This window comes from Desertivirga brevis (genome assembly GCF_017355835.1).
On record NZ_JAFEWF010000001.1, the window covers coordinates 589,361 to 615,402 of the forward strand.

A 26,042-nucleotide genomic window follows, 5' to 3' on the forward strand; every position below is an offset into this window, starting at 1 on the left:
AGAGCTATTAAATATAATTTTATCTAAGTGTGTGTTTAGCGGCTGGAACTCCCCAAAGTTTCACCGCTTTTTTGTTTTATAGCCATTTTGTTTTTACAAGCTTAGCTTATTAAACGATCTTCTTTTTAGATTTGCACAAAGACAAGCATAGCAATAATTGCGAATATGTTTGAACGTATTTTGAGGTTCCATTATCCACGTTAACAACAAAACAGAACTACATAAAAATTTGACTTTGAATTCAACAACCTTAAATATTGAAGCACTGATATTTTCTTCCGAACAGAGTGTAACGATCTTTGAAATAATGCAGGTTCTACAAGCTGCAGGAGAAGAAAATGTAACTGAAGACAGTGTGAAAGAGCACATCGAATCTATAAAGCAAAAGTATGACGATGCAAACTTCGCTATTGCTTTGGTAGAAATTAATAAGGGATACCAGTTTCTTACGAAGAAAGAACACTACCAACTTGTTAATCAACTTCAGATACAGCGCTCCAAAAAGCGCCTAAGCCAGTCAGCCTTAGAAACCCTGGCAATCATTGCTTATAAACAACCAATAACAAAGTTGGAGGTAGAACAAATCAGAGGTGTAAACTGCGATTATTCTATTCAAAAATTGCTGGAAAAAGAGTTGATTACGATTTCTGGAAAGGCGGAAACGATAGGAAAACCGCTCTTGTATAGCACCAGCACCCTGTTTATGGATTATTTCGGTATAAGCAGCAAATCGCAATTACCTCAATTAAAAGACATTGCAGCAGAGCAAAATGAGATAGGAGAAAAACCTGAATAATTCTTCGTGCGGGTTTTGGTGAAATCGTTTTTATTTTATTTTTGCCACAGACAGAAATCAATAAATTTCGATAAATTAGTACTTACTTAACAGTATTATTTGACAAAACGCTTACCCAATCATTAGTATGAAAACGCCGAAGAAGAATGTCACTATTGGTGGCAACAAGACAAATGACGTCCTAAAGTCAAATACTAAGCCTGCTGAAACCAAGGGGACTAAGAGGTTTGACGATGATGAGGATGATGATTTTAATGACATCGACGACCTAGGTTTTGAAGAACTTGGCAACTTCGACGATGATGATGATTATTAACGATATTATTTAAGATACAAAGGAAGCATTCAGCACTCTGAATGCTTTTTTTATATATTGCCTTATGAATATTACGGAAGTTAGGGATAGGAAAACACAGAAAGAGTTTCTAGATGTAGCACGAGTATTATATGAGAATGATCCCGTTTGGGTTTGCCCTCTCGATGTTGATATCGAAAAAGTTTTCGATCCTGCTCAGAATAACTTTCACCAACATGGTACTATCACGCGCTGGATAGCGAAAAACGAAAAAGGTGAATTAATAGGCCGGATCGCTGCCTTTATTAATTATAAGAAAGCTTATCATTATGAGCAACCTACCGGTGGAATTGGTTTTTTTGAATGTATAAACGATCAGGCAGTTGCTAATCAGCTTTTTGATACTGCTAAAGCATGGTTAGTTCAAAAGGAAATGAAAGCAATGGATGGGCCGATAAATTTCGGTGAAAATGATACGTTCTGGGGACTCCTTGTAGATGGTTTCACCCATCCCTCCTACGGAATGAATTATAATCATCCCTACTATAAAAATCTTTTTGAAACCTATGGCTTCAAGTCATTATACGAGCAAATCACAAATCACTTAAGTGTGCATAAACCCTTTCCAGAAAGATTTACGAAAATTGCAGAATGGGTAGCTAAAAAGCCGGGTTACAGGTTCGAACACCTTAGGGTTAAAGAGATTGACAAATTTGCCGCTGACTTTATGGAGATCTATAATGATGCATGGAAGAACTTCGAGAACTTTGTTCCAATCACTAAAGCAACAATCCTCGAAAGCTTTGAGAAGATGAAGGCGATCATGGATGAAAATTTAATTTGGTTTTCTTATGTCAATAATGAACCTGCTTCATTCATAATAATCCTTCCGGATGCTAATCAAATGATAAAGCCATTAAAAGGAAAATTGGGAATACTTGAGAAACTCAAATTTGCTTACTATCGATGGAAAGGAGTTACAAGAATGCGGGCAGTAGTAATGGGTACTAAAGAAGCATTTCAAAAACATGGTCTTGAATCGGCTATGTTTATTAAGCTGAAAGAGTATGTTCTACCCCTTAATCAATACGAAGAATTAGAATTATCGTGGGTTGGAGACTTTAACGATAAGATGCTCTCGATACACGAAGCTACAGGTGCAACATTCGGCAAAAAGCATGTTACCATGAGGAAGATATTTTAACAATGATGCCCCGGATATCCGGGGCATTTTTGTTATGACTGATTAAGCCAGTACCTTGTTTCTTCTTATTTCTTCAAATAAGTCGATAATTTTCTTTTGAAGTTCAATCACCTCTGTTTCCCTTTCCTGTAAACGCTTAGTGATAGTTTCCAGTTCTGATACGTACTTCTCTTGCTGTTCGCTATCATTGAATGTAAGTAATTGTACTACTGTCATGTCAAATAACTTAGCAATCTGCTCTAAACGAGAAAGATTAATATCTGTAATACCAGTTTCTATCTTAGAGAATGCAGGAATTGAAATATCTAATCGCTTTGCAACATCCTCCTGGCTCCATCCCTTCTGGTGCCTAAGCAGCCTTATCTTTTTTCCTAATGTTTTCATTTTCCTTTACAATTTAATATATACTCTTGCTGATTAAAGCCTTATCCGAAAGAAGGTTTAGGTTAGTTCCTCCAAAGTTTCCAGAACTCATGAGAAGCAAGTTTTTACCTTTATAATTAATAGAACTCAAAAATTCTACCATTATTTCAGGATCGTTGAAAAAAATTAACTTTCCGTTACCAAATGCTTGTTTTACTAAAACATCATCGTAAGGTTTCAACTTTTTCTGTTCAAAAGTCAATTTGTTGATAAATACCACGGGGATATCAGCTTTATCCATACTACCCTTGTATTCATTCAAAAAGTCCTTATTTAAACTGCTGAAAGTGTGCAGTTCTATTACTGCCACTAGTTCACGATCCGGATATTGTTCCTTAACAGCATCGATCGTAGCTGTTAATTTTGAGGGAGAGTGTGCAAAATCTTTATAAACAGCTGTAGAAATATTTTTTCCCAGAAGCTCTAGTCTTTTAGCTGCGCCCTTAAATGTACTAATGGCTGAATAGAAATCTTCATCGCTTATCCCAATTTTAGTACAGGCATTGTGGGCAGCCTCTATATTTTGAAGATTATGCCTTCCAAAAACTTCAAGAGGATATTCTTTACCATTTACTCTCAAAGAAGTTACACCTTCGCTGGTATAATTCTCTGCAGTTTTGTAGCCTATTTTGGCAAGGCTAACCTCTGCCCCTTCAACGAGTTCTTTTACAACCGCGTCTTCTGAATTATAAATAATTGCTCCTTGTGGATCGATGGTATCAAGAAAGACCCTGAACTGTTCAAGATAATTCTCAAACGTAGGAAAAACGTTTATGTGATCCCATGCAATCCCACTGATAATACCAATATTGGCCTTATATAAATGGAATTTGGGTCTGCGATCTATAGGAGATGCAAGATACTCATCGCCCTCAATTATAATGATAGGTGCATCACTTAGTTGGACCATGGTATCAAAACCTTCCAGTTGTGCACCAACAAGGTAGTCGAACTTCTTACCACACGTATTTAGTACATGGAGGATCATGGAAGTAATTGTTGTTTTTCCATGGCTACCGCCTACCACCACCCTTAATTTATCCTTCGACTGCTCATAAACATACTCGGGGTATGAATATACTTTCAGCCCTAACTCCTGAGCCTTCTTTAACTCTGGATTATCCTCACGGGCATGCATGCCAAGAATAACTACCTCAATATCCGATGTGATATTTTCCGGAAACCAACCCATTTCAGCAGGTAGTATCCCATATTTTTCCAAACGAGAACGAGATGGCTCATAGATAGCATCATCTGATCCTGACACCTGGTGACCATTCTTGGTTAACGCTATGGCTAAATTATGCATAGCAGCCCCACCTACTGCAATTAAGTGTATACGCATTAAGAATTAATTCTTTGGAGTTAACAAAGACAAAGATAAAAAGAAGTTAATTTAATTTTTGTTTTACAAATTTTACAGACACCCAGTTATTCAGCGACTTAAAATTTGAAAAGCTCAGATTGTGACGTTCACACTCTTCAGATATTAGGGAAATATCTTCCTGATAAAATCCACTCATTAACAAAATCCCTCCCGGCTTCAATACCTCTGTATAACGGTGTATCTGGTCTAAAAGTATGTTTCGGTTAATATTTGCGAAGATAATATTAATTTCTTTGTCAGGTATAACCTCTTTAGACCCACAAAGAGCAGAGATACTTGAGCATTGGTTAAGCTTTGAGTTTTCTATAGTACTTTCATAACATACAGGGTCGTAATCTATAGCTAGTAATTCGCCTGCTCCTCGTTTCTCCGCAAGTATAGCCAGAATTCCGGTTCCGCACCCCATATCTAATACTGATGCATTATTCATCTCCTCTTCCAATATGTACTCCATCATCATGGTTGTTGTTTGATGATGTCCGGTACCGAAGGCCATCTTAGGATCGATAATTATCTCGTAAGGGTATTGGGGTTGGGGCTGATGAAATGTGGCCCTCACATAACATTGGTCTTTAATGACCAGAGGTTCAAAATTGCTTTCCCAAACCTCATTCCAGTTCTTTTGCGGAATAAGCTCCTTCTCAAAGGAAAACTCAAACATGTCTAGGTAAGGACTTAGTACACTATCGAAAAGATCCTGGTCGAACTCCTGAGCGGAGATATAGGCATTAAATCCGTTAGGGGTTTCCTCAAAAGTATCAAAACCTGCTTCCGCCAAAGCGTTAATAAGCAGGTCTTGATAAAATTCTTCTTCTGTATTAACAGAAAAGCTGAACTCGTAGTAATTCAATGTTATTTATTAAATTTTGTAATGATGTCTGTAAAGTCTCTTGATTTAAGAGAAGCTCCACCAATTAAACCACCATCGATATCTTTTTGTGCGAATAATTCTGCAGCATTTTTAGGATTGCAGCTTCCTCCATAAAGGATAGTAGTATCCTCTGCAACCTCTTCTCCATATTTCGCAGCTACTTCTTTACGAATAAATTCGTGAACTTCCTGTGCTTGCTCAGGACTTGCTGTAACTCCTGTACCGATAGCCCAAACAGGTTCATAGGCCAGAACAACTTTAGCAAAATCTTCTGCTGAAAGGTGAAATACTCCTTCTGTTAATTGATCTTTTATCAATTGAAAGTGAATATTCTGATTACGCTCTTCCAAAGTCTCCCCAATACAGAAAATTGGTTTCAGACCATTTTTAAGGACTGCATCAGTTTTTTTTGCAAGAAGCTCATTTGTCTCACCGAAGTACTGACGGCGCTCCGAATGGCCGAGAATTACGTACTCTGCCCCTACAGACTTAACCTGGGAAGCTGAAATCTCACCAGTGAAGGCGCCAGAATCAGCCTCATGACAGTTTTGAGCTCCAACACTAACTTTTGGATTTGCTTTAGCAAGCTGTGCAACGCTATAAACAAGAACTGATGGTGGGCATACAATAACCTCCTGATCACCTCTGACCTCATCATTAACCATGTTTAATACTTCTGATATCAAACTCATTCCTGACGTATAATCAAGGTTCATTTTCCAGTTACCTGCAACAATCTTTTTTCTCATAATTTATTAAGATTTAAAAATTTCTATACTGCTTAGTTAGTTCAAATACATTTTGGAGGATATCTTTTTCGGTGGAATCGAATGTGGAATTCCGTCGCTCGTAAACGCGCTCGGCAGTCTCGAACACTTTGTTTAACGCATATACTTCATACCCTTGTGCTCCCCCCCAGGAGAAATCAGGAACGTAATTCCTGGGAAAACCAGCGCCAAAAATATTTGCACTAACACCAACAACAGTACCTGTGTTAAACATGGTGTTGATTCCGCACTTGGAATGGTCTCCCATTATTAAACCACAGAACTGCAAACCCGTTTTTCTGAACCTGCCTTTGTTATAATCCCATAACTTTACTTCCGCATAGTTATTTTTCAGATTAGAGTTATTGCTGTCTGCTCCAATATTACACCATTCGCCCAACACAGAATTCCCGAGGAATCCGTCATGTCCTTTACTGGAATTCTCGTATAGCACTGCGTTATTGATCTCTCCTCCCACTTTACAGTAAGGTCCCACCGTAGTTTTTCCGTAGATCTTGGCAGCAAGCTTAACCAGTGCATGTTCACCTAAAGAAAAGGAGCCTCGAATTACAGAACCCTCTAAAATCGTAGAGTTTTTACCAAGATAAATAGGTCCGGTTGTAGTGTTAAATATAGAGCACTCTGCGGAAACACCCTCCTCAACGAAGATATTGTCTCCAAGAACAGTATTAGTACTGCTTAGCTTAGCCGAGGTACGACCATGAGTTAAGAGTTTGAAATCTTGGACTATTTCGTTGTGATTAAAAGAAAATATATTTTCAGGATAAACGATACGTGTAAAAGAGCCGGCATACTCTTTTTGATCTACATGCTCCTTACGTGTAAAATATTCCTTACTAACTCCCCTTACAGCAATTAGCACATCCTTTTGAACAAGGGCTTCGCCCTTTGCTAGTCCGGTAACAGATTCTAGCAATTGCTCATTAGGGCATACCGATCCATTTATAAAAATGCTATCGTCGGAAGCTATGTAGGGAAATTTTACAGAAAGATAATCGGCTGTTAAATAAGAAGCTTCTGCATTTAGGTATTTCTCCCATTTTTCAGCAATTGTTAATATGCCTATTCGCAGGGAAGCTACGGGACGAGTGAAAGTTAAGGGTAAAAGACTTTCACGCGTTGAATCATCAAAGAAAACGATATTCATATCGGGGGCAAAAATAAAAAAAGTCCCGGCTGTTTAACCGGGACTTTAATATATTTTAAATAATATAAATTATTTTTTAGCGTAACGGCTACGGAATTTATCGATACGTCCTGCAGTATCTACTAACTTCATTTTACCTGTATAGAACGGGTGAGAAGTATGAGAAATCTCTAATTTAATTAATGGGTATTCATTTCCGTCTTCCCATTTAATTGTTTCCTTAGTTTCGATACAAGACTGGGTTAAGAAAGCATAGTCGTTAGACATGTCTTTAAAAACTACCAATCTATAACTTTTTGGGTGCAAATCAGCCTTCATTGTTTCAATCCTTTTTGAGAGGCGCAAATATAGTGATTAACTTTAAAAATAAAAACACTAGGTAATATTTTTTGAAAATACCGGAAAAAGTAGAGCCTCAAATGTAGCAAAGATAGCACGAGAAGAAATCAAGACGAATCCTAATTTAAATTTCCGGGAATTCAAATACCTACTCTATTAACTTATATCAAGAGAAAATGCGCTTAAAAAACACTCATAATTAAAAAAATCAATCCTTTTTTCAAGGTAAAACTTAAACTTTTAATAGTTTTCTGTGAAACAGAATAAATATTTAATAAAAATACACGCATTTTATTTAAAAAATGAAATAATATACCCATATTTCCCATAAAATAAACAATCTCTCAAGAGAATGGCGCATCTAGCAGTAAGAAGCAAAAGGGTAATAACACCTGAAGGAGTAAAAGGGGCTACAATCTTTATTCATGGCTCTATAATAAAAGAGGTACTGCCTTATGATGTTGAAGTAGACTGCCCGGTAAATGATGTAGGCAATAAATTGGTAATGCCGGGAGTAATTGACACACATGTACATATTAACGAACCTGGAAGAACCAGCTGGGAAGGATTTAATACAGCAACAAAAGCTGCTATCGCCGGAGGAATCACCTCACTTGTTGATATGCCACTTAATTCCTCTCCAATAACAACTACAGTGCCTGCTTTACAAAAGAAAGTTGCAAAAGCCCACCAGCAGATACATGCAAATTGCGGTTTTTGGGGAGGCGTAATTCCTGCCAATATCGAAGAAATCGAACCATTAATAGAACAAGGTGTGCTGGGGTTTAAAGCCTTTTTGTCACCCTCAGGCATAAAAGAATTTCCCAATGTAACGGAACGGGACTTACGAAAAGTAATGCCAATTCTGGCAAAACACCGCGTTCCCCTACTCGTAAACTGTGAGCTCGAAGATGATACTGTGCTTTTGAAAAAACGAAAACCCCAATCCTATGCCGATTACCTCCTATCCCGACCCCAGAAGTGGGAAGACGAAGCGATCGCATTAGTCATCAGACTCTGCGAAGAATTTAACTGCAAAACCCATATTGTTACCTTGTCTTCAGCTAACTCTCTCGAGCGGATAGCCACTGCAAAAAGCCAGGGGATACCTTTAAGTGCTGAAACAGCTCAGCACTATTTATCATTTAATGCTGAAGACATTAAGGACGGTCAGACTCAGTTTAAATGTACCCCGCCTATTCGTGGAAAAGAGAATAACGACCAGTTGTGGGAAGCACTCTCAACAGGAACCATAGACTTCGTTGCTTCGGGTCATTCCCCTGCTCCGCCAGAATTTAAACGATTGGAAAGCGGAGATTTTGTAAAAGCCTGGGCGGGTATCACATCTCTTCAATTTTCGCTTCCTGCCTTATGGACAGCAGCGAAGAAAAGATCTTTCAATGTGTTAGACATTGCAAAATGGCTTTGCGAGAATCCCGCTAAGTTGGCTGGGTTGGAAAACAAAAAAGGTAAAATTTCATCCGGGTTTGATGCAGACCTTGTGATTTGGGACGAAAAAAAAGTTTTCAAGGTTAGAGAGGCAATGATCCACCATAAACATAAAACTACTCCGTATTTTCTAAAGGAACTTTCAGGCCTGGTAGAACAGACGTATATTGGTGGCACAAAAACTTACGATAGTGGTACTTTTATGAGACTTAATGAGGGTAAAATAATCTTAATGAATGGTAGTATTTAAACTTTCCTCTATCACAAAAAAAGCTTCAAATACCCCACTACAAACTTTTTCAACAAAATCCCGTTACAGTCCTGAAGAAGGATTTTCAACACTCGCTATGGTGGTTGTGGCCTGCTCTAGTTCGAGTTTTTCAGTTGTTCACAATAAAGTTATTATTTTTATAGCCACACTAACCCTACCTGGATGTATTTAGAGGATTTAAGGTGCAGAAAATGTAATACCATATATCATTACCAAATTCACAGATGGAACTGGTTTAAAAAATTTCTAGGTTTTATTCCAATTAGAGTGTTTTTTTGCGCAAAATGTTCAACTAAAAGGTTCGTGCTGGTTAATCCTAAATTGAAGAACAAACCTAAATCAATGTAAATAATCAATAATGATGTATAGGCACGCTATAGTGTAGGATGAGGTAACTCTTCAAGTGCTTGTGGCATTTCTACTATCGCCTTCCCTTTTCCTGCTAAGATCTGTTGCGTTTCCCTGACAATGTCATCAGGAGAAACTGACCGTTCCTTTGCGGGAATGTACAATTCATTCACGTATCTTATAATTTCATTTTTACTTCTTATTTCCTGTGGAATGTCATACAGTAATACACATCCTGACGACTTCCATGGAAAGTGCTGAGGATTGGAAAATGCATAGAGAACAACTAAAGGCGTACACGTAGCCGCAGCGATATGAATGGTACCGGTATTTACTGATATCACCAAACTCGCCTTATCAATTAAGAAAATAAACTCTTTCAAACTGATTTTCCCGGCAAGGGAAAATGCATTAGGTCCAATGCCAGATCGTATTCCCTCAGTTAGTTCTCGTTCTGATGGCCCTCCTGTTATTAGTAATTGATGACCTTGCGCCAGTAATTTTCCTGTTTCTATCCAATCCTGCGGAGGATACTCCCTTTTCTTTTCACTTACACCAGGATGCAGAATTAAATAGGGTTTTGAGACATCTACCCCTTCTTGCTCTAGCTTGGCTTCAAGAGTTGAAGATACGCGGGTGTCTACTTGTAACGAAAGATGATCATTTTCGGTAGTTGCACCTATAGAAGCAACCAAATCTAAATCCCTTCTTACCTGATGTTTGATGATAGTGAAAGGCTCTGGGTCGGGAAACCAGTCTGTAAGCAATCCGTATGGGTTCTCCCGGCAATATGCGAGGCGTCTGGGGATCCCAGCCAGGAAAGCTAGCATTGCGGTTGGCAAGGGATTTTGACTGTAAACGGTGAAAATTATGGCAGCATCAAAATTTTTAGCTTTTATGAGGGAGATAATTTCTGAGAAAGACTCTGCATTAGCAGCCTCATTAGATTTCACCCAGGGAACATCATATACCATAACCTCATCAATTTCAGGTATCATCCCTGCAATTCCTGCTGCCATTGAAGAGGTAAGAACTGTTATCCTGGCTCCAAAACTATCTTTTAATGCTCTGATCGCGGGCGAAGACATCAATAAATCGCCCATATTATCAGGGCGAATCACCAAAATGTTCCGGCATGAATTCCAGTCGCTTGCAACCATAACCTCTATGCTGGCTGTTTTAGTTGTCCGCCATTGTTTATTCGGTGGATGATCCGGGTTGTAGAATGATCGGGAACAAAAGAAACAAACTCAATTTTACCCCCTAACTCTTCAACAAGACTAGCTTCAGGTAAAGTTTCTTTCGTATAATCTCCTCCTTTTGCATAAATATCAGGACGAGCAGCTTTTATCAATTCTACAGGAGAATCCTCGTTTTGATGCCCGAAAGAAACAACATGATCAATTGCACTTAAGCCAGACAAAACTTCGATACGATCATCAAGAGGATTAATAGGACGATCAGGACCTTTTAAACGCTGAACGCTTTCATCACAGTTAAGAGCAACGATCAAAACATCACCAAGCTCTTTAGATCTGTTAAGATAACTAACATGTCCACTGTGAAGTATATCAAAGCAACCGTTAGTAAAGACGACCTTTTTACCTTGTGAACGGTAAACTTCGGTAATTTGTTGAAGCTCTGCAGCATCTGAAACTAGTTTGCTATTTGAAGTGAAGAAAGCCTTAAGCTCGGAGTTATAACAAGGAGCTGTATCCTCTTTCTGGATGGCAACAGTTGCAGCTGCAATAGCGAGCTCGGTTGCTGAACCAATATCAGCGCTATTTATTAATGAGAGGGTAAACGCACTGATAAAAGTATCTCCGGCACCTACAACGTTTGGAGCAGGGACATTATATGCATCTGCACGGTATGAAAGATCTCCATCTTCAAAAATAAGTGCTCCTTCAGCATCGAGACTTAGTGCGATTATTTCAGCTCCCGTTTTCTCATGCAAAATCTTTCCAGTGGTTTCTGCCTGCCTTACCCTGTTTGATGGAATGAAATCAAGTCCCGCAAGCTTCATTGCTTCGAAATAGTTCGGCTTTACTAAAGTAGGCCGGAGCTTTGCGAATGCTGTTAGCTCTTTAGAATCGACCGAAAGAAGCTTCTGGCTAACTTCCTGTAACTTCTGAAGAACTGAAACAATATAGGGTGTTAAAATACCTTGGTAATAGTCGCCGATAACAACTGCATCAAAATCGTCGTACCTTTCAAGCAATACTTTTTCAAGTTTCATTTGCGTATCCAACAAAATGGGATGCTGGGTTCCTTGATCAAAACGAGCGAGGATCTGTGCTTTTGCCATTACCCTCGTTTTAACCGTAGTACGTCTTCCTTCCTCTTTAACAATATAATCAGTACCTATACCTTTTCCACTAAGAATATCTATTGCCCTTTGTCCCTCTTCATCAGAACCTACCGCCGACAAAAAAGTGACATCAGCTCCTAATGCACAAAGGTTAAGAGCAATATTAGCTGCGCCACCAACAGCCTCCTCCTTAGTTAGAACATTAACTACCGGTACAGGTGCCTCAGGCGACAGTCTGGTGCTATCACCTTTTAGGTAGGCATCTAAAATAACGTCGCCAATAACCAGCACCTTACTGTTATTGAAGTTATTGATTATATGTTGATAGGAAGATTTCATAATTTTTCAGGATAGATTTTTAGCAATATATAGAATGTGATTTGCCGCCTCATTTATATTATTGGCCAAATAGTCCGGCTTGCGAAATTCATTCATATACCATTCTGTTTCATTACCATTGTCAATCAGTATGCTCTTACATCCGGCGCTATTTCCAGCTTCTACATCATGAAGGATATCACCGATCATCCATGATCTGCTAAGATCGATATTGAAATCTTTTGCTGCTTTAAGGAACATACCCGCCTTTGGTTTGCGGCAATTACAGTCCATTGAGTATTCCCTTACTGTACCCTCAGGGTGGTGTGGGCAGAAGTAAAAGCCATCTAGTTCAACTCCTTCTGATTGCAACAATTGCTGAAGTTTCTCTTTTACAAAGTGTAAAGCTTCTTCTTTAAACAGGCCTCTGGCAACTCCCGCCTGATTGGATATTACAATCAGCAAATAGCCTTTTGCTTTTAATTTCTTAAGACCTTCAATTGTATTATCTTGTAAAACAATCAATTCCGGATCTACATTGTAGGGTACATCCGGAATTAAAGTACCGTCTTTATCTAAAAAAACCGCAGAGTTCATTTTAGAGATTATGGCCAGGATGTTTCCAAAGCAGGAATCACCATCAGCTCAGGTACAACACTATCTGTGTTATTTTGCAATAACTGTTTGATCTGGACAGCAACATTTTTTGGGTCCTGTAACACCTCCGGGTTGATATCAGGAAAACGATCCAAAAGGAATGGCGTACGCATTCCGCCTGCAATCAAACCTGTAACTCTAACACCTACCTTACGGGCTTCGGTGAACAGTGCTTGGGTAAAGCCTCTTAATCCCCATTTACTTGCATGGTAAACAGAAGCTTCTGTCCATGCTCTTAAAGCCGCAGTGGAGATAATATTGATAATATACCCACTCTTTTGCTCTCCCATTACTGCCAAACCAAACTTCGATGTTAAAAACGGTCCGCGAAGATTCACCTTCATAGCAGCATCCCACTCAGATACAGAAAGCTCTGTAATTGCTTTTGTAAAGTCAATACCAGCGTTATTGATCAGCACATCGAAAGAGCCATATTCTTGTTTTATCTCATTAATTACCTGCTCCACGCTATTTTCGTCGCTTAGATCCAGGTGTTTAAAGGCAACCTTCTGTCCTGCTTGTGTAAGCTCGGCAACGAGTGATTCTGCCTTTTCGGCCTGAATATCTCCGATTACCACAGTTGCACCTGCTTCTGCCAGGGTTGCTGTTATTTCTTTTCCGAGGCCTTGGGCACCTCCAGTTACTAATACAGTTTTTCCTTCTAATGTGTTGTTCATAGTTCTTTAGTAGTTGCGAAAGCCTCCCGCTTACGCTGTTTTATTTTATTGTATAGCGTTGTTAATATATTATGTTACTAAAAGGTTCAATTCAACATGTTTGATAATAATCAAGCTGCCTGGCTCTTCTTACTGATCTTAATTTTAGGTTGAGAGTCGTAGGTCGACTGGTAAGTAGCCAGCAATACACGCTCATAAAGATTGCTGGTCATTCTTGCTACGTTCTCCCATGTAAACATAGAATTTACGCGTTTCAAGGAATTAACCTTCATGGATTGCAAGAGTGCTCGGCTAGAGAGTATCTTCTCGGCTTTTTTAGCAAGAGATGCAGGATCATTTGGCGCTACTAAAAAGCCCGTTTTTCCATCAATTACACTGTATTTTATTCCACCCACCTCAGAACCTATAACCGGTGTGCCACAAGCCATTGATTCTAATGGTGTGATTCCGAAAGGCTCGTACCATGGAGTAGTTATAAAAATATCAGCTGCAGCATAATAGTATTTGAGCACGTTCCTGTTTTTGCGGCCTACGAAAGTAATGTTTGCTGCTACGCCCATTTTCTCTGCCAAAGCTTGCAGCCGCGCTATTTCAGGACATGCTAAAGGATCCGGAGCGTCTGTTTCACCTCCTACAATAACAAGCCTTACATTTTCAGTGCTCTTACAAAGGTATTTCAGCGATCTGATAACATTATCCACTCCTTTTCTTGGAACCATACGTCCAAGCTGAAGCAGGATCTTTTCGTTCACATCCAGATTAAGGAACTTGCGTGCTGCTATCTTATCTACAGGGTAAAACTCCTGGGGACTAAAGCCACAAGGTATAACGGTAATTTTCTCGGCAGATGCGCCGTAAAGATTAATCAGGTCTTCCCTATCCTGAGGACATTCTGCTATGATCTTATCAGCTTTTTGTATTGCCTCTTCTTCAATAAACAGACGTTCGATCGGAAACTTATCCTGATCTTTTTGATGTATCCGCCTAACTTGTCCAAGTGCATGGAAGGTTACTACAAATGGAATTTCAAGGATTTCCTTAAGCTCCATGGCCACCTTTGCCGACATGAAAAAGTTAGCGTGAATCAGGTCGTAAGTATTTCTCTCAGCAACCATAAATTCGAGCATGCTGTTTCTGAATTCAGGCATGTACTGTAGTAATTCCTCTTTTGCTACGAAAGCAACGGGACCAGCTTTAACATGGATCACCCTGATTCCAGGCAGCCAGTTTACTACTTCCGGTAATTCCGCATTATCCCAGCGGGTGAAAATATCAACGAGATGATCTGTTTTTGCAAGGAATTTAGCTAATTCGGCCACATATACATTTTGTCCTCCGCTATCCACTCCCCCCAGCGTCGCCAAAGGAGATGCATGCTCACTAATAAAAGCAATTTTCTTCTTCATGTTTTTCAATATTTAGATCAACATCTGAAATCCTCTAGGCTTCGGATTCGATGTATACAGGTCTTTTTTGTGAAGCTGTGCGGCTAATAACCTGATCAAAAGTTTCTTCCCAGTCGCGGGCGAAGCGGCTAATGTTAAAACGATCAAGCGCTATCTTCTGTCCTTCTGCACCTAGTTGTTTTGCCAGCTCGGGTTTCTTCAACAGTTCATTCATTTTATCAGCTAAATAGTTTATGTCTGTATGAATGTATCCCGAAACACCATTTTGAATTACAGTAACCAATTCTGTTGTTGCTAACCCTACTACAGGAATTCCGATCGTCATGGCTTCGCAAATTGATAGACCAAGACTGGTGTAACGTATTGGGTTAAAGAAAAAACGGTATTTACTGATAAATTCAGGTAGTTGCTGATGTTTAACTTCTCCAAGACCCAGTTCCTCTGCACCCATCCCCACTAAATCAAGCGGAACTCTCTTTTTAAGCTCTAGAAACACGTCTAAACCTAAGCGGCGGCCTCGTTTTTGTATATTGTTGATTACTACTATCCCTTTCTCCAACTCACCTGTATAAGTAGCTTTCGGAGCAACTACACCGTGGTCTATAACTCTTGTAGGTGTACGATTGTTTTCCCACATTAAATTATTAAAGTGAGTTACGTGAACAATAAGCATTTCCGGATCATCAACAGGATGCTTAGTGTCAGTCGGAACTTCACGCGGAGGATCATGTTCAAGGTATATTTTTGGTAATTCCCTTTGTTCTGCAGTTAGGATTTCAAACTGATCTTTCAGGTAGTTTTTATGAGATTGAAATAGGATACAATCAAATTGAAGGTTTTTAACTTCTTCTACAGGAACTTCATGAACATTTTCCCCAAAAGGAAAAGTTGTTCCTTTACCGTAATACCCTTCTGAATTATCTTCTTTGGTTGGAATATATAGATCGTAGTTCCCTTGTGATAAGTAATATAAATAGGTTCCATGTATGTGCCAGGTAAATATTTTAGGGCGTTTTTCTTTAGCATTATTGACCAGTGTGTTTTGCATATGTATCTCTAGATAATACACACATAACACTACTGTGGCTTTAAGAGTTTAAAAAATGAAGCAATTTTTATTCACAATGCAAAATTTACCAACAAAAAAGCGTATAAATACGGGTGAAAAAATGAATAAAAAGTCGTTTATAATTAAAAAAATAAAGGGTAATGAAAGAAAAGATCTATCAAATTTCCTCTTCCTCAAATCTTATCCCCAACTGTTTCAATAGGATTGAGGCGTTAAACGTTTTGCATTCTCCTGGTTTAATCTTATAATCGAAGAGCATTTCCTTTCCCCTGACTTGAATATCAAAATAAAAATTTCTGATATAGTTAGGATATTTGTCCTCGAGGCGTGCGATCTGAAGATCATGAGTGGCAACAATCCCTACGGCTTTTTCTGAAATCAGGCGTTCTATTATAGCTTTTGATCCAAGGTATTTATCGACAGAATTTGTTCCCCTTAACATCTCGTCTATCAAAAAATAGACTTTAGAGTCATTGTTCAAAGTCTCTAAGAGCAGCTTCAATCTATCAAGCTCGGCTTTAAAAGTGGAAGTACTTTCGTTGAGGGAATCTTTTATCCTCATATAGGTAAATATCAGCATATTGCTAACTGACATTTCCCTTGCACAAACAGGTGCCCCTGCTAATGCCAAAACTCCATTAATACCTAAGGTTCTTAGAAAGGTACTTTTACCAGCCATATTAGAACCTGTAATGATATCTATTTTAAATTCATCTGTTAGCTGGAAATCATTTAGAACCCTTTTGCTTTCATCTAGCAACGGATGTCCAAGATCCCTAGCTGAAAAAGTATAACCATCTTCAGCGTCTATTGACGGAAAACTCCAAGCCGGATAATTAAGATGCAGACTTGCAAGAGAGACAAGGCTCTCAACCGTTGCGAGATCATCAAAAACGTTTTCAACGCTTTCACGGTTCTCCTGCTTCCACCTTTCCAAGGCAATCATTTGGCGCAAATCCCATGCAAGTAGAAAATTTAAAACTGGACCTATGAAGATGTTTAAACGATATTCCAGCTTTCCGGCCAGTATGGATAGTTCTTTAAAACGCTTATGGAATACTTTCTCTTCGTTAGCCTTTAAACTTAATGACTTTATATAACCGGAATGAAAGTCCTCTTCTTCAATTTTTTGGAAAGCTTCAGCATAGTGATATAGCACCTTTCCAGCCTTGCCTACAAATTGGTCTGCACGATTTACTTTCGCAGCGTTAAAAAAAACAAGAGCCATATTGATTAGGCCCAACAAAATTGCGGGGGTGGTAAGCAACGGGTAAAAATAAGCTCCCACGACAAGGGCTGTAGTAGCAAAAGGTGTTATGGAAATATACCTTTTTAATGCGGGGTTAAAAGTTTCTAAGGGAGTTCCTAAATAATTAAGGAGCTTGGAGACTTCATTCATCTTATCCTCTTTCGCGAAGATCAACTTCGCCTTGAAGTCTTGCATCCATTCCTTCTTTGAGGCCAACTCCTTCACGCTATCCTGTCTTAAAAGGATCTCGCTGGTGGAAGTTCTCTCTTTAAGCCAGCTAGATAATTTTTTATTACCAGCAACAGTAGCACAACGGTTTAGAAGATTATAAAGAGAGGCATTTCCGAAAATATCAAGGTCTGACGTATACACGTGAGTGTCGTCGATAAACTCTAGTCCCTGGTTGTAAATATTCTTTTGATTCAGTACACTCTCTACCTCATTCTCATTAACTATCTTCAGATTCAAATGAAAAGCTTTTTTCTTTTCAAACCCAGCTTGCTTACTTACTAAAAAAGCAAAAGCGATTACGCCTCCAAGTATAGAAACTTCTGTAAGTATTACACTTTCAGCCTGTACAGATTTATAGATTGCTGCAAGAACTGCTGCTATCACAAAAAGCCGGAGAAAGGAATACGTATTAATGAGCTTTTCAAAATGCGAGACAGACCGTTTGGCCTGTTTAATTTGATCGGTGTAAAAATTAATAGAATCCTTCTGGTTCATGTTGCTTTCTGAGTTCCTGCTGCTACAAATGTCTAATTTATTACAGAAAATCTACCCTGAATATTTAGCAACTGTTTACCTTCGCTGATTATCATCCCCAGAAATTGGGCTATCAGATGAAATTAATATATGGATTATAGATTAGGAGAGTTTGTACGGTTTGTTGAGGAGAAACGCGAGGGCTATATTACGCGTATAATTAACGATGAAATGATCGGCGTAACCGGGGATGACGATTTTGAAATTCCTGTTTTAGCCAGTAAAGTTACCCGTGTATACGGCCGGATGGAAGAAGGCGTAGAAAGTCAGGTAGTTGCAGAAAAACCGATCAAGCCCGAAGACTTCATTTTAAAAGGCATTCACCTGGCAGTGATCACAGATCCAAATAAAGGTTCTGTGGTGCATTTCCATATAGTAAATGAAACCTCATTTCAACTTCTACTATCGCTGAACACGGAGAAGAATGGTAAATATAAAGGCTTTTACGCGGGAATTTTAGGAGGGCATTCTACTGTTAAGGTTTACACAGCCAGCTTGCCCGAATTGAACAACTGGCCCGACTTCCAATTCCAGATCAGCTATTACAGCACACAGGAAACAGTGTTGCCTGAACCGCTGGTATTTAAGGAGAAATTTAAAGCAAAAGACTTTTCAGGGGCCAAAAAGCAAGTACCTCTACTTAAACACCAACAGGGCTGGCTATTAAGACTCGATGAAGACGAATTAGTAGTAGATGTAGAGAAACTTAAAGAGAGCTTTTTTAAACCTAAAGAAGAAAAAAAGGAAATAGCAAAGCCGGCGAAAGAAGTGGATCTTCACATTGAGAAGTTAAGGGATGATCACCAGTTTTTAAGTAATCGTGAGATGCTAAAGATCCAGATGGATCATTTTAAAAAGGCCCTCGACGCTGCGATTGTTCATAAGCTTCCTTCCATTATCTTTATACATGGCGTAGGTAATGGTACGCTGAGACATGAAATTCAAAAAGTTGTAAGTAAACATCAGCAGGTAAAAACATTTATGGATGCTCATAAGGAAAAATTCGGATATGGAGCAACGGAAGTTGTATTAAAATAGGATAATTATATTGACGGATTGCGGGTAAAATACTAAAATGAAGGTAAATACAAGCGCGGAGCCTGGCGAAGTGAGGCCCTGATTGAATTGACCTTTTCGATCAAAAATAGAGTTCCCCTTTCCTTAAAGATCTCCACTTCATCAACATTAAGCATATAGGTAACCTCTGATAAGGTCCCTTGCCCATTTACGATGAACAAGTAGAAAGATCCTCTGCGTTCGTAAAGTATGAATTCCCAGTTTTCTCTTAGAACTTCTACCATATATTTGTTGATCAGCCCTGTGTTCAAACAGGACCGGTAAGGAGACAAATACATACGGAAAAAAGGAACAAATGTTACAAGGTTAGCTGTATAAGAAAGGCTCGAAAGAAATCGAGCCTTTTTTAAATGAAGTATTGAAGCGAAATAAACGAAATTAACCTAAACTAACTTCAAGCAATTCAGAATAAAAATCTTTGATAGTTCTTCCTACCGCACGTACCTGCTGAGGAATAATACTATTTTCAGTTTGACCGGGAACAGTGTTTACTTCGATGAAATAGAAGTCGTTTGTTCCTTCCTGCAAAATATAATCAATACGAACAACCCCATTGCAATTCAGCTTTTTATAGGCACCTTCAACGATCCGTTCAACACGTGCCTTCTCCTCTTCGGTCATCCGTCCTGGAGTTATTTCTTCAGTAACTCCCGTTGTATACTTCGCTTCAAAGTCAAAAAATTCTTTAGTACTTATAATCTCGGTTGCAGGAAGTACTTTTATTCCATCCTTACCTTTATATATGCCAATAGTAAATTCTCTTCCTTTAATAAACTCTTCTACAAGCACTTGAGAATCTTCAGCAAAAGCTTTATCTAATGCTTCAGGTAACTCTTCAGCGGTCTTAACCTTGCTCATACCGATACTGCTTCCACCATTGTTCGGCTTTACAAATACGGGTAGTTTCAAGGTAGAGAGAACTTCGTCAGCAGCATTTGCAGTATTTGATAACAGCTGCACAGATTTCGCGATATTTAATTCGGGTACACCATTCACCACAGCTTTAGTATAACCTTTATTCATTGTGATAGCAGAGGTTAGGGCATCACATGTATTATAAGGGATATTCAAAAGATCGAAGTAGCCCTGAAGTTTACCGTCTTCTCCCGGAGAACCGTGCAGCCCAATAAATACGCCGTCGAAAGTAATCTTACTTCCGTTTATCGTAAGGGAGAAATCGTTCTTATCAATTGCTATTCGCCTTGCTGATTCATCTTCATGATACCAGCCATCTTTGTCGACTATAATTTTATAAACATTGAACTTATCCCTATCCAAATTTTTGTCAATAACAGCTGCACTTTTTAAAGAGATCACCGACTCGTTGGTAAGTCCGCCTGTTACAAGAGCTATTGTTTTCTTCATAAGGCCAAAGATACTGGAATTTACGATTTAAGATTTACGATTTACGAATGCAGCGCTCTGGAATTTACGATTTAAGAATTACGATTTACGATTGCAGAGCTTTAAAATTTACGATTTACGGTTGCATAGCTGTGTCAAATCCAGCTTTCGACTTCCGGTCAAACTATATTCTGACTTCCCAACAACTCCAAACACGCAACTCCAAACATATTTATTAATTTTGCTGCATGGATCAAACGTCTCAGCTCACTGAGTTTGGTAAGATTTTAATCTTTTTAATAATAGGGATACTTTTGGTATGCGGTACACTATTTTTATCGAAGGTATTAGCACCAAATAAACCAACGCCCCTTAAGCTTACATCTTACGAATGTGGGGAAGAACCAACAGGTAACTCCTGGGTACAGTTTAACTCCCGGTTCTATGTAATCGCCCTTATATTTCTGCTTTTCGACGTTGAAATGGTATTCATCTTTCCCTGGACAACGGTTTTCGGGCAAAAATCATTACTAGCGGCAGAACCTATGTGGGGATGGTTAACACTTATCGAAATGTTCATCTTTGTAGGAATACTAATTATTGGCCTGGTTTATGTTTGGAAGAGAGGAGATCTGGACTGGATCAAGCCGGAACAAAAGCTCCCTCATGTTGATGTAGCTATACCAAAATCCGTTTACGATCGTATTAATAACGAAACATATAAAGTAAAAGAATTTAGCCTTGAGGGCGTAAAACCACAACCTGAAGAAGACACTGCAGCAGTAGCTACAACCAGTCCGAAACCAGGTTTTAAACCAACTTTCAGAAAAGGATAAGAATATGAGTCTGGATAATATGCAACAAGATGGCGGTGTGATAGTCACCAAGCTTGATGACCTGTTGAATTGGGCTCGTCTGTCTTCCCTCTGGCCGGTGAGTTTTGGTATCGCCTGTTGTGCTATTGAGATGATGGGATCGATGGCTTCTACTTACGATCTGGATCGTTTTGGTGTTTTTCCCCGTCCTTCCCCAAGGCAGTCAGATGTGATAATTATTGCAGGTACTGTTACCTTCAAGATGGCGGAAAGGATTAAAAGATTATATGAGCAAATGCCCGAGCCGAAGTATGTCATATCTATGGGTTCATGTTCAAATTGTGGTGGACCTTACTGGCAGCATGGGTATCATGTGGTAAAGGGTGTTGACCGGATAATCCCGGTAGACGTATATGTTCAGGGATGCCCTCCACGTCCTGAAGCCCTTATTGGAAGTATCCTTGAACTTCAGAAAAAAATTCAGGAAGAAAGTATTTTGACTTCAAAGTAGGTTTCCATTCTCTTATTCGATTCGTATTTTTCACAGATTTAGGCTAAACTTGCAGCTATGAAAGCTTTTTATGGCGATTTACGTGTAGGTGTTCTGGGTGGAGGCCAATTGGGTCGTATGCTTATTCAGCAAGCCATCAACTATAACGTGGATATTCGCGTCCTGGATCCCGACCCTGAAGCACCTTGTAAAAAGATGTGCGAGAAGTTCGTTCAGGGATCTTTAACTGATTTTGAGACAGTTTATAATTTTGGTAAACAGTGCGACCTTGTCACAATTGAAATTGAAAAGGTTAATGTTGATGCATTGCAAAAACTGGAAGATGAGGGCATTACGGTTTACCCTCAGCCTCGTATCCTGCGATTGATCCAGGACAAAGGCCTGCAGAAAGAATTCTTCAAGCAGAATAATATTCCAACAGCTCCTTTTCAGTTGGTGTCAAACAAGGAGGGACTCAAAAACGCCAACTTAAATTTCCCTTATATTCAGAAATTACGTAAAGATGGGTACGATGGAAAGGGCGTCTATAAAGTAAGGTCGGAAGCGGATTTCGAAAATGCATTTGAGGCTCCAAGTCTTATTGAAGAATGGATTGATTTCGAAAAAGAAGTGTCGGTGATCGTTGCACGGAATGAAAAGGGCAACACTAAAACCTTCCCTCTTGTTGAAATGGAATTTAATCCCGAAGCCAACCTGGTTGAATTCCTTATATCTCCATCAAGCCTTCCCTTAGAAATCCAAAAGCAAGCTGAACAACTTGCACTTCAAGTAGCGGAAACTTTTAAGATATGCGGTCTTTTGGCTGTTGAAATGTTCCTGACCAAGGATGGACAGCTATTAGTAAACGAGCTAGCTCCCAGGCCGCACAATAGCGGGCATCAAACTATCGAGGGAAATCGCGTTTCTCAGTTTGAGCAGCATCTTCGGGCTATTTTCAATCTTCCATTAGGTGATACCTCTCCTATTGGAAATGCGGTAATGATTAATCTGCTTGGGGAGAAAGGTTATGAAGGCTTAGCAGATTATGAAGGCATGGGTGACATACTTAAACACGACGGTGTTTATGTTCACCTCTATGGTAAGAAATTCACAAAACCTTTCCGGAAAATGGGTCACGTAACGGTAGTAGCCGAAAATCGAGAAGAGGCTATTTCAAAAGCACGTTTCGTTCAACAGACCTTGAAAGTGAAAGTATAGCAAGAAATTTAATAGAATACATGAAAGTAGGCATAATAATGGGCAGCAAATCAGATTTACCTGTAATGCAGGATGCTGCTGATGCATTAAAAGAGTTAGGTGTCGATTACGAAATTACAGTCGTATCAGCACATCGCACACCTGAACGAATGTTTGAATATGCAAAAACAGCGGCCGACAGAGGCTTAAAGGTGATCATTGCAGGTGCAGGAGGTGCAGCTCATTTGCCAGGAATGGTTGCATCTATAACTCATCTACCTGTTATTGGGGTTCCTGTTAAATCATCTAATTCAATTGATGGCTGGGACTCAATTCTTTCTATCCTTCAAATGCCGAACGGAATACCAGTTGCTACTGTTGCCCTAAACGCAGCAAAGAATGCAGGTTTGTTAGCGGCTCAAATCCTCGGAACTTCTGACGATGCCCTTGCGCAGCGTTTAAAAGATTATAAAGAGTCGTTGAAGAAGAAAATTGAGGAAACTGCCAAAGAGCTCGAAGCACAGGCAAAATAGAATTAAAAAGGATAACCCTGGATAGCTAAAGCCGGATGAGTATAGACCTCTATCCGGCTTTTATTTTTATGAATCTTACTTTTTAATGATCTTTTCCCAGACCTCAATCTATATTTTTGTACTGTAATATTTATAATTACAGTATGAACAATACCCGCTTCGCTACTTCCATGCATATTATGGTTCTTCTGGCACTACAGAAGGGTGAACTAGTGTCTTCCGAGTATATATCAGGGAGCATCAATATCAATCCTGCCATAATTAGAAAAGAGCTAAGCAACCTTAAAGCAATGGGATTGGTGGCTAGTAAGGAAGGAAAAAATGGTGGCTGCACCCTAGCGAAGTCTGAAAAAGAAATTTTACTTTCAGATATCTACAATGCAGTGAGGCAACCTTCCCTGCTTGGTAAGTTTAATGATACCAATCAAAAATGCCCGGTTGGAAATCAGATCAATAAACATTTGGATACTATTTACAATGAGGCAGAAGAAGGACTGATCCAAAAATTGAAAGGGATTTCACTGGCAAGCTTCTGTAAACAATTCGATTAATATTTTTTTAACCATAACTGTAACAAGTTTTATAACAGAAATCAAAAAATGAACGTAGCATTAATTGGAGCCACTGGATTTGTAGGCTCAGCCATTTTGAAGGAAGCATTAGAAAGAGGTCATAAAGTAACGGCAATAAGTCGTAATCCGGGTGACCTTCAGGTAGAGGATGAGAAACTGACACTAACTAAAGCAGATATTTTTAAGACCGAGGAATTGGCCGATATTTTAAAGGACCATGATGCTGTAATCAGTGCCTATAATCCTGGCTGGACGAATCCTAATATCTATGAAGACCACCTTAACGGATCAAAGGCCATACAAGAAGCGGTAAGACAATCTGGTGTTAAACGCTACATTGCTATCGGTGGTGGCGGAAGTCTGGATGTAGCACCCGGATTACAGGCTGTGGATGCGCCAGGCTTTCCGGAAGCGATTAAACCAGGAGCAACAGCAGCAAGGGACTATATGCTTCATTTGAAAAATGAGCAGGATCTCGAGTGGACTTTATTTTGCCCGGCATTTGAAATGCACCAGGGAACTTCAGGCATTAAAAGAGGAACTTACAGAAAGGGATTGGATAACCCTGTTTTTGACGAGGAAGGCAGAAGTGTTCTTTCCGTTGAAGATCTAGCCCTGGCGATCATTGATGAATTAGAGCAAGGGAATCATATCCGCCAAAGATTTACAGCTGCCTACTAGAGCAGTATTATTACATAAAACGAAATCATGAAAGTAGAAATATGGTCGGATGTAGTATGCCCGTTCTGCTACATTGGTAAACGAAAGTTTGAACAGGCGCTTGACAAATTTGCCGGAAAAGAAAGCGTAGAGATTGTATGGAAAAGCTTTCAGCTTGATCCTTCTACTCAGCCTGCTCCCGGAGTTTCTGTAATAGAAAACCTTGCAGAGAAAAAGGGCATCAGCATTGAACATTCGGAGAGAATGCATGAAAGTGTAACACAGGCAGCATCTGAAGTAGGACTTGAATATAATTTCGATAAGGCCAAAGTGGCTAACACTTTAACTGCACATAAACTTACTCATTTTGCTTCAAAGCATGGCTTGCAGGACGCTACCGAAGAAGCTCTATTTAAGGCGTATTTTACAGAAGGAAAGGATATAGGCGATATAGAAACTTTAGTAAATATAGCATCAGATCTGGGCTTGAATGAAGATGAAGCAAGAAAAGCCCTCCATGACAGCATTTATGCTGCTGAGGTGCAAAAAGACATAGAGGAAGCTCAGCTTTTGGGAGTTAGAGGAGTCCCTTTCTTTGTATTTAACCGGCAATACGCTGTCTCCGGGGCTCAGCCAAGTGAGGTGTTTGCAGATGTTTTGGCAAAAGTTGCACAGGAAGAAACTCAGCTTAAGGAGGTAATAACTGGCAACAGTTGTGATGTAGATGGAAGCTGCGATTAGACTATCTGAAAAAATAAGGCCGGCTCCAGGTCGACCTTATTTTTTTGTACTCTTCTATTTACTATTGAAGTAATAGTAAAACAGAGCCTTTACAATTTGAGACATTGGTTTTATCCCGTTCAACCATGCTGATATATCCGACTTATTAATTCCAGTATCAAAGGCTATCTGCTTAATTCTTATTTCCTTATCCAACATCTGCTGCTCAATCCATTGAGGTGTTACTTTTGTTGTAGGTGACTCGAAATATTCCTGAGCCTTCACATTCAACTGAATTGAAGAAGGAACGACCTTATCGAAAACCTCATGTACTCTTTTAATCAGAGTTCGCTGATTTGCATAATTTCCGGAAGAGTTTTGTTCCTGTTCTACCAGAATGGTAAGCTCATTCTCACCAACATCTTCTATCTCAAATACAATATTGGAAAATTTTTTATGTGTTGTTGCAGCCTTGTTCAGTTGAGATATTTCCTGATCTGCTATAATTCCCTGTAATTTATCTATACCCTTAATTACCGTCATTCTTAGGTTGTGCGTTTAAATAATCATTATCAATTGCCTCTCCAAGGCTTTTCACGTCATGCTCGGCAAGATGGATTTTTCCACCTTCTTCCTGTACCCAGCTACCATCTTCTTTTTTTAGTAAAGTTCCATCGATTTCCTTTTCAGAAGGTGTTAAATCTCCCCCATCGAATTCGTCGGCAAAATGTAGCACAAAGTCGAATTCCTTTTCTGAAGCTATCCGTACCGTGACGGTGGTTGTGGCACCGCTTAAATAGAATTGCGTTGTGAAATTTTCCATAACAACTTAATAACAGCGCAGCAAAATAGTTTGCAAAAATC

The 26,042-nt window shown here is 39.3% G+C and carries 29 protein-coding genes; 12 read left to right on the forward strand and 17 right to left on the reverse strand.

What is annotated here, in order from left to right:
- Window positions 1–235 precede the first annotated feature (235 nt).
- The 3 genes from scpB to J4N25_RS02525 all read left to right on the forward strand — a co-directional run bounded on the left by scpB (window position 236) and on the right by J4N25_RS02525 (window position 2,295).
- Complete coding sequence (gene scpB / locus J4N25_RS02515) at window positions 236–796, forward strand: SMC-Scp complex subunit ScpB (protein WP_255537063.1); 561 nt, start codon at window positions 236–238, stop codon at window positions 794–796.
- Between the two features lie 127 nt (window positions 797–923).
- Window positions 924–1,112, forward strand: a complete 189-nt coding sequence (locus tag J4N25_RS02520) for a hypothetical protein (RefSeq protein ID WP_207420564.1) — start codon at window positions 924–926, stop codon at window positions 1,110–1,112.
- Between the two features lie 64 nt (window positions 1,113–1,176).
- The gene (locus tag J4N25_RS02525) at window positions 1,177–2,295 is read left to right on the forward strand and encodes a GNAT family N-acetyltransferase (RefSeq protein WP_207420565.1); all 1,119 of its coding nucleotides are present in this window, start codon (window positions 1,177–1,179) and stop codon (window positions 2,293–2,295) included.
- A gap of 42 nt (window positions 2,296–2,337) precedes the next feature.
- On the opposite strand, the gene J4N25_RS02530 is transcribed toward J4N25_RS02525, so the two are convergent.
- From J4N25_RS02530 to J4N25_RS02555, 6 genes are all read right to left on the reverse strand, one after another.
- Window positions 2,338–2,679: a helix-turn-helix domain-containing protein gene (locus tag J4N25_RS02530; protein WP_207420566.1), complete on the reverse strand. Its 342-nt coding sequence runs from the start codon at window positions 2,677–2,679 to the stop codon at window positions 2,338–2,340.
- A gap of 13 nt (window positions 2,680–2,692) precedes the next feature.
- The gene (locus J4N25_RS02535; protein WP_207420567.1) at window positions 2,693–4,063 is read right to left on the reverse strand and encodes a UDP-N-acetylmuramate--L-alanine ligase; all 1,371 of its coding nucleotides are present in this window, start codon (window positions 4,061–4,063) and stop codon (window positions 2,693–2,695) included.
- A 46-nt stretch (window positions 4,064–4,109) separates the two neighbouring features.
- The gene (prmA, locus tag J4N25_RS02540; RefSeq protein ID WP_207420568.1) at window positions 4,110–4,955 is read right to left on the reverse strand and encodes a 50S ribosomal protein L11 methyltransferase; all 846 of its coding nucleotides are present in this window, start codon (window positions 4,953–4,955) and stop codon (window positions 4,110–4,112) included.
- Window positions 4,956–4,957: 2 nt separating this feature from the next.
- Window positions 4,958–5,725: a triose-phosphate isomerase gene (gene tpiA, locus J4N25_RS02545; protein ID WP_207420569.1), complete on the reverse strand. Its 768-nt coding sequence runs from the start codon at window positions 5,723–5,725 to the stop codon at window positions 4,958–4,960.
- 13 nt (window positions 5,726–5,738) lie between these two features.
- Complete coding sequence (locus J4N25_RS02550; RefSeq protein WP_207420570.1) at window positions 5,739–6,911, reverse strand: GlmU family protein; 1,173 nt, start codon at window positions 6,909–6,911, stop codon at window positions 5,739–5,741.
- Window positions 6,912–6,980: 69 nt separating this feature from the next.
- Window positions 6,981–7,229 (reverse strand): type B 50S ribosomal protein L31, encoded by a 249-nt coding sequence (locus J4N25_RS02555; RefSeq protein WP_207421606.1) that lies wholly within the window; start codon window positions 7,227–7,229, stop codon window positions 6,981–6,983.
- A 373-nt stretch (window positions 7,230–7,602) separates the two neighbouring features.
- Here J4N25_RS02555 and allB point away from each other — a divergent pair, with 373 nt between their 5' ends.
- Window positions 7,603–8,949, forward strand: coding sequence for an allantoinase AllB (gene allB, locus J4N25_RS02560; RefSeq protein ID WP_207420571.1), 1,347 nt, complete (start codon window positions 7,603–7,605; stop codon window positions 8,947–8,949).
- A 395-nt stretch (window positions 8,950–9,344) separates the two neighbouring features.
- Here allB and J4N25_RS02565 read toward each other — a convergent pair whose 3' ends face one another.
- From J4N25_RS02565 to J4N25_RS02595, 7 genes are all read right to left on the reverse strand, one after another.
- Complete coding sequence (locus tag J4N25_RS02565) at window positions 9,345–10,478, reverse strand: glycosyltransferase family 9 protein (RefSeq protein ID WP_207420572.1); 1,134 nt, start codon at window positions 10,476–10,478, stop codon at window positions 9,345–9,347.
- Window positions 10,479–10,483: 5 nt separating this feature from the next.
- Complete coding sequence (gene rfaE2 / locus J4N25_RS02570) at window positions 10,484–11,968, reverse strand: D-glycero-beta-D-manno-heptose 1-phosphate adenylyltransferase (RefSeq protein ID WP_207420573.1); 1,485 nt, start codon at window positions 11,966–11,968, stop codon at window positions 10,484–10,486.
- Window positions 11,969–11,974: 6 nt separating this feature from the next.
- Complete coding sequence (locus tag J4N25_RS02575) at window positions 11,975–12,544, reverse strand: D-glycero-alpha-D-manno-heptose-1,7-bisphosphate 7-phosphatase (protein ID WP_207420574.1); 570 nt, start codon at window positions 12,542–12,544, stop codon at window positions 11,975–11,977.
- A gap of 8 nt (window positions 12,545–12,552) precedes the next feature.
- Window positions 12,553–13,281, reverse strand: a complete 729-nt coding sequence (locus tag J4N25_RS02580) for an SDR family oxidoreductase (RefSeq protein ID WP_207420575.1) — start codon at window positions 13,279–13,281, stop codon at window positions 12,553–12,555.
- A gap of 110 nt (window positions 13,282–13,391) precedes the next feature.
- Complete coding sequence (locus tag J4N25_RS02585; RefSeq protein ID WP_207420576.1) at window positions 13,392–14,687, reverse strand: glycosyltransferase family 4 protein; 1,296 nt, start codon at window positions 14,685–14,687, stop codon at window positions 13,392–13,394.
- A gap of 34 nt (window positions 14,688–14,721) precedes the next feature.
- A complete protein-coding gene (locus J4N25_RS02590) occupies window positions 14,722–15,735 on the reverse strand; it encodes a glycosyltransferase family 4 protein (RefSeq protein ID WP_207420577.1) in 1,014 nt (337 codons plus the stop codon).
- 178 nt (window positions 15,736–15,913) lie between these two features.
- Window positions 15,914–17,731 carry a MutS-related protein gene (locus tag J4N25_RS02595; RefSeq protein WP_207420578.1) on the reverse strand — a complete coding sequence of 606 codons (1,818 nt, stop codon included), beginning with the start codon at window positions 17,729–17,731 and terminating at the stop codon, window positions 15,914–15,916.
- A 129-nt stretch (window positions 17,732–17,860) separates the two neighbouring features.
- Here J4N25_RS02595 and J4N25_RS02600 point away from each other — a divergent pair, with 129 nt between their 5' ends.
- Entirely contained in the window at window positions 17,861–18,808 is a 948-nt protein-coding gene (locus J4N25_RS02600; protein ID WP_207420579.1) for a Smr/MutS family protein, read from the forward strand.
- 32 nt (window positions 18,809–18,840) lie between these two features.
- Here the strand turns inward: J4N25_RS02600 and J4N25_RS02605 are convergent, their stop codons facing one another.
- Together J4N25_RS02605 and J4N25_RS02610 are read right to left on the reverse strand one after the other, a co-directional pair.
- On the reverse strand, window positions 18,841–19,071 hold the full coding sequence (locus tag J4N25_RS02605; RefSeq protein WP_207420580.1) for a hypothetical protein: 231 nt from the start codon (window positions 19,069–19,071) through the stop codon (window positions 18,841–18,843).
- A gap of 154 nt (window positions 19,072–19,225) precedes the next feature.
- Complete coding sequence (locus J4N25_RS02610; RefSeq protein ID WP_207420581.1) at window positions 19,226–20,212, reverse strand: D-alanine--D-alanine ligase; 987 nt, start codon at window positions 20,210–20,212, stop codon at window positions 19,226–19,228.
- Window positions 20,213–20,439: 227 nt separating this feature from the next.
- Here J4N25_RS02610 and J4N25_RS02615 point away from each other — a divergent pair, with 227 nt between their 5' ends.
- The 7 genes from J4N25_RS02615 (at window position 20,440) to J4N25_RS02645 (ending at window position 25,199) form a co-directional block, all read left to right on the forward strand.
- Entirely contained in the window at window positions 20,440–21,027 is a 588-nt protein-coding gene (locus J4N25_RS02615; protein WP_207420582.1) for an NADH-quinone oxidoreductase subunit A, read from the forward strand.
- A 4-nt stretch (window positions 21,028–21,031) separates the two neighbouring features.
- A complete protein-coding gene (locus J4N25_RS02620; protein WP_207420583.1) occupies window positions 21,032–21,517 on the forward strand; it encodes an NADH-quinone oxidoreductase subunit B in 486 nt (161 codons plus the stop codon).
- A gap of 57 nt (window positions 21,518–21,574) precedes the next feature.
- Window positions 21,575–22,714 carry a 5-(carboxyamino)imidazole ribonucleotide synthase gene (locus J4N25_RS02625; RefSeq protein ID WP_207420584.1) on the forward strand — a complete coding sequence of 380 codons (1,140 nt, stop codon included), beginning with the start codon at window positions 21,575–21,577 and terminating at the stop codon, window positions 22,712–22,714.
- Between the two features lie 20 nt (window positions 22,715–22,734).
- Window positions 22,735–23,226, forward strand: coding sequence for a 5-(carboxyamino)imidazole ribonucleotide mutase (purE, locus tag J4N25_RS02630; protein WP_207420585.1), 492 nt, complete (start codon window positions 22,735–22,737; stop codon window positions 23,224–23,226).
- A 143-nt stretch (window positions 23,227–23,369) separates the two neighbouring features.
- The gene (locus J4N25_RS02635) at window positions 23,370–23,777 is read left to right on the forward strand and encodes an RrF2 family transcriptional regulator (RefSeq protein ID WP_207420586.1); all 408 of its coding nucleotides are present in this window, start codon (window positions 23,370–23,372) and stop codon (window positions 23,775–23,777) included.
- Window positions 23,778–23,825: 48 nt separating this feature from the next.
- On the forward strand, window positions 23,826–24,479 hold the full coding sequence (locus tag J4N25_RS02640; protein WP_207420587.1) for an NAD(P)-dependent oxidoreductase: 654 nt from the start codon (window positions 23,826–23,828) through the stop codon (window positions 24,477–24,479).
- A 27-nt stretch (window positions 24,480–24,506) separates the two neighbouring features.
- Entirely contained in the window at window positions 24,507–25,199 is a 693-nt protein-coding gene (locus J4N25_RS02645) for a DsbA family oxidoreductase (protein WP_207420588.1), read from the forward strand.
- A gap of 54 nt (window positions 25,200–25,253) precedes the next feature.
- Here J4N25_RS02645 and J4N25_RS02650 read toward each other — a convergent pair whose 3' ends face one another.
- Window positions 25,254–25,721 (reverse strand): XRE family transcriptional regulator, encoded by a 468-nt coding sequence (locus tag J4N25_RS02650; RefSeq protein WP_207420589.1) that lies wholly within the window; start codon window positions 25,719–25,721, stop codon window positions 25,254–25,256.
- Window positions 25,708–26,001: a hypothetical protein gene (locus tag J4N25_RS02655; protein WP_207420590.1), complete on the reverse strand. Its 294-nt coding sequence runs from the start codon at window positions 25,999–26,001 to the stop codon at window positions 25,708–25,710. The genes J4N25_RS02650 and J4N25_RS02655 overlap by 14 nt, the downstream gene beginning before the upstream one ends.
- Between the last annotated feature and the right edge of the window lie 41 nt (window positions 26,002–26,042).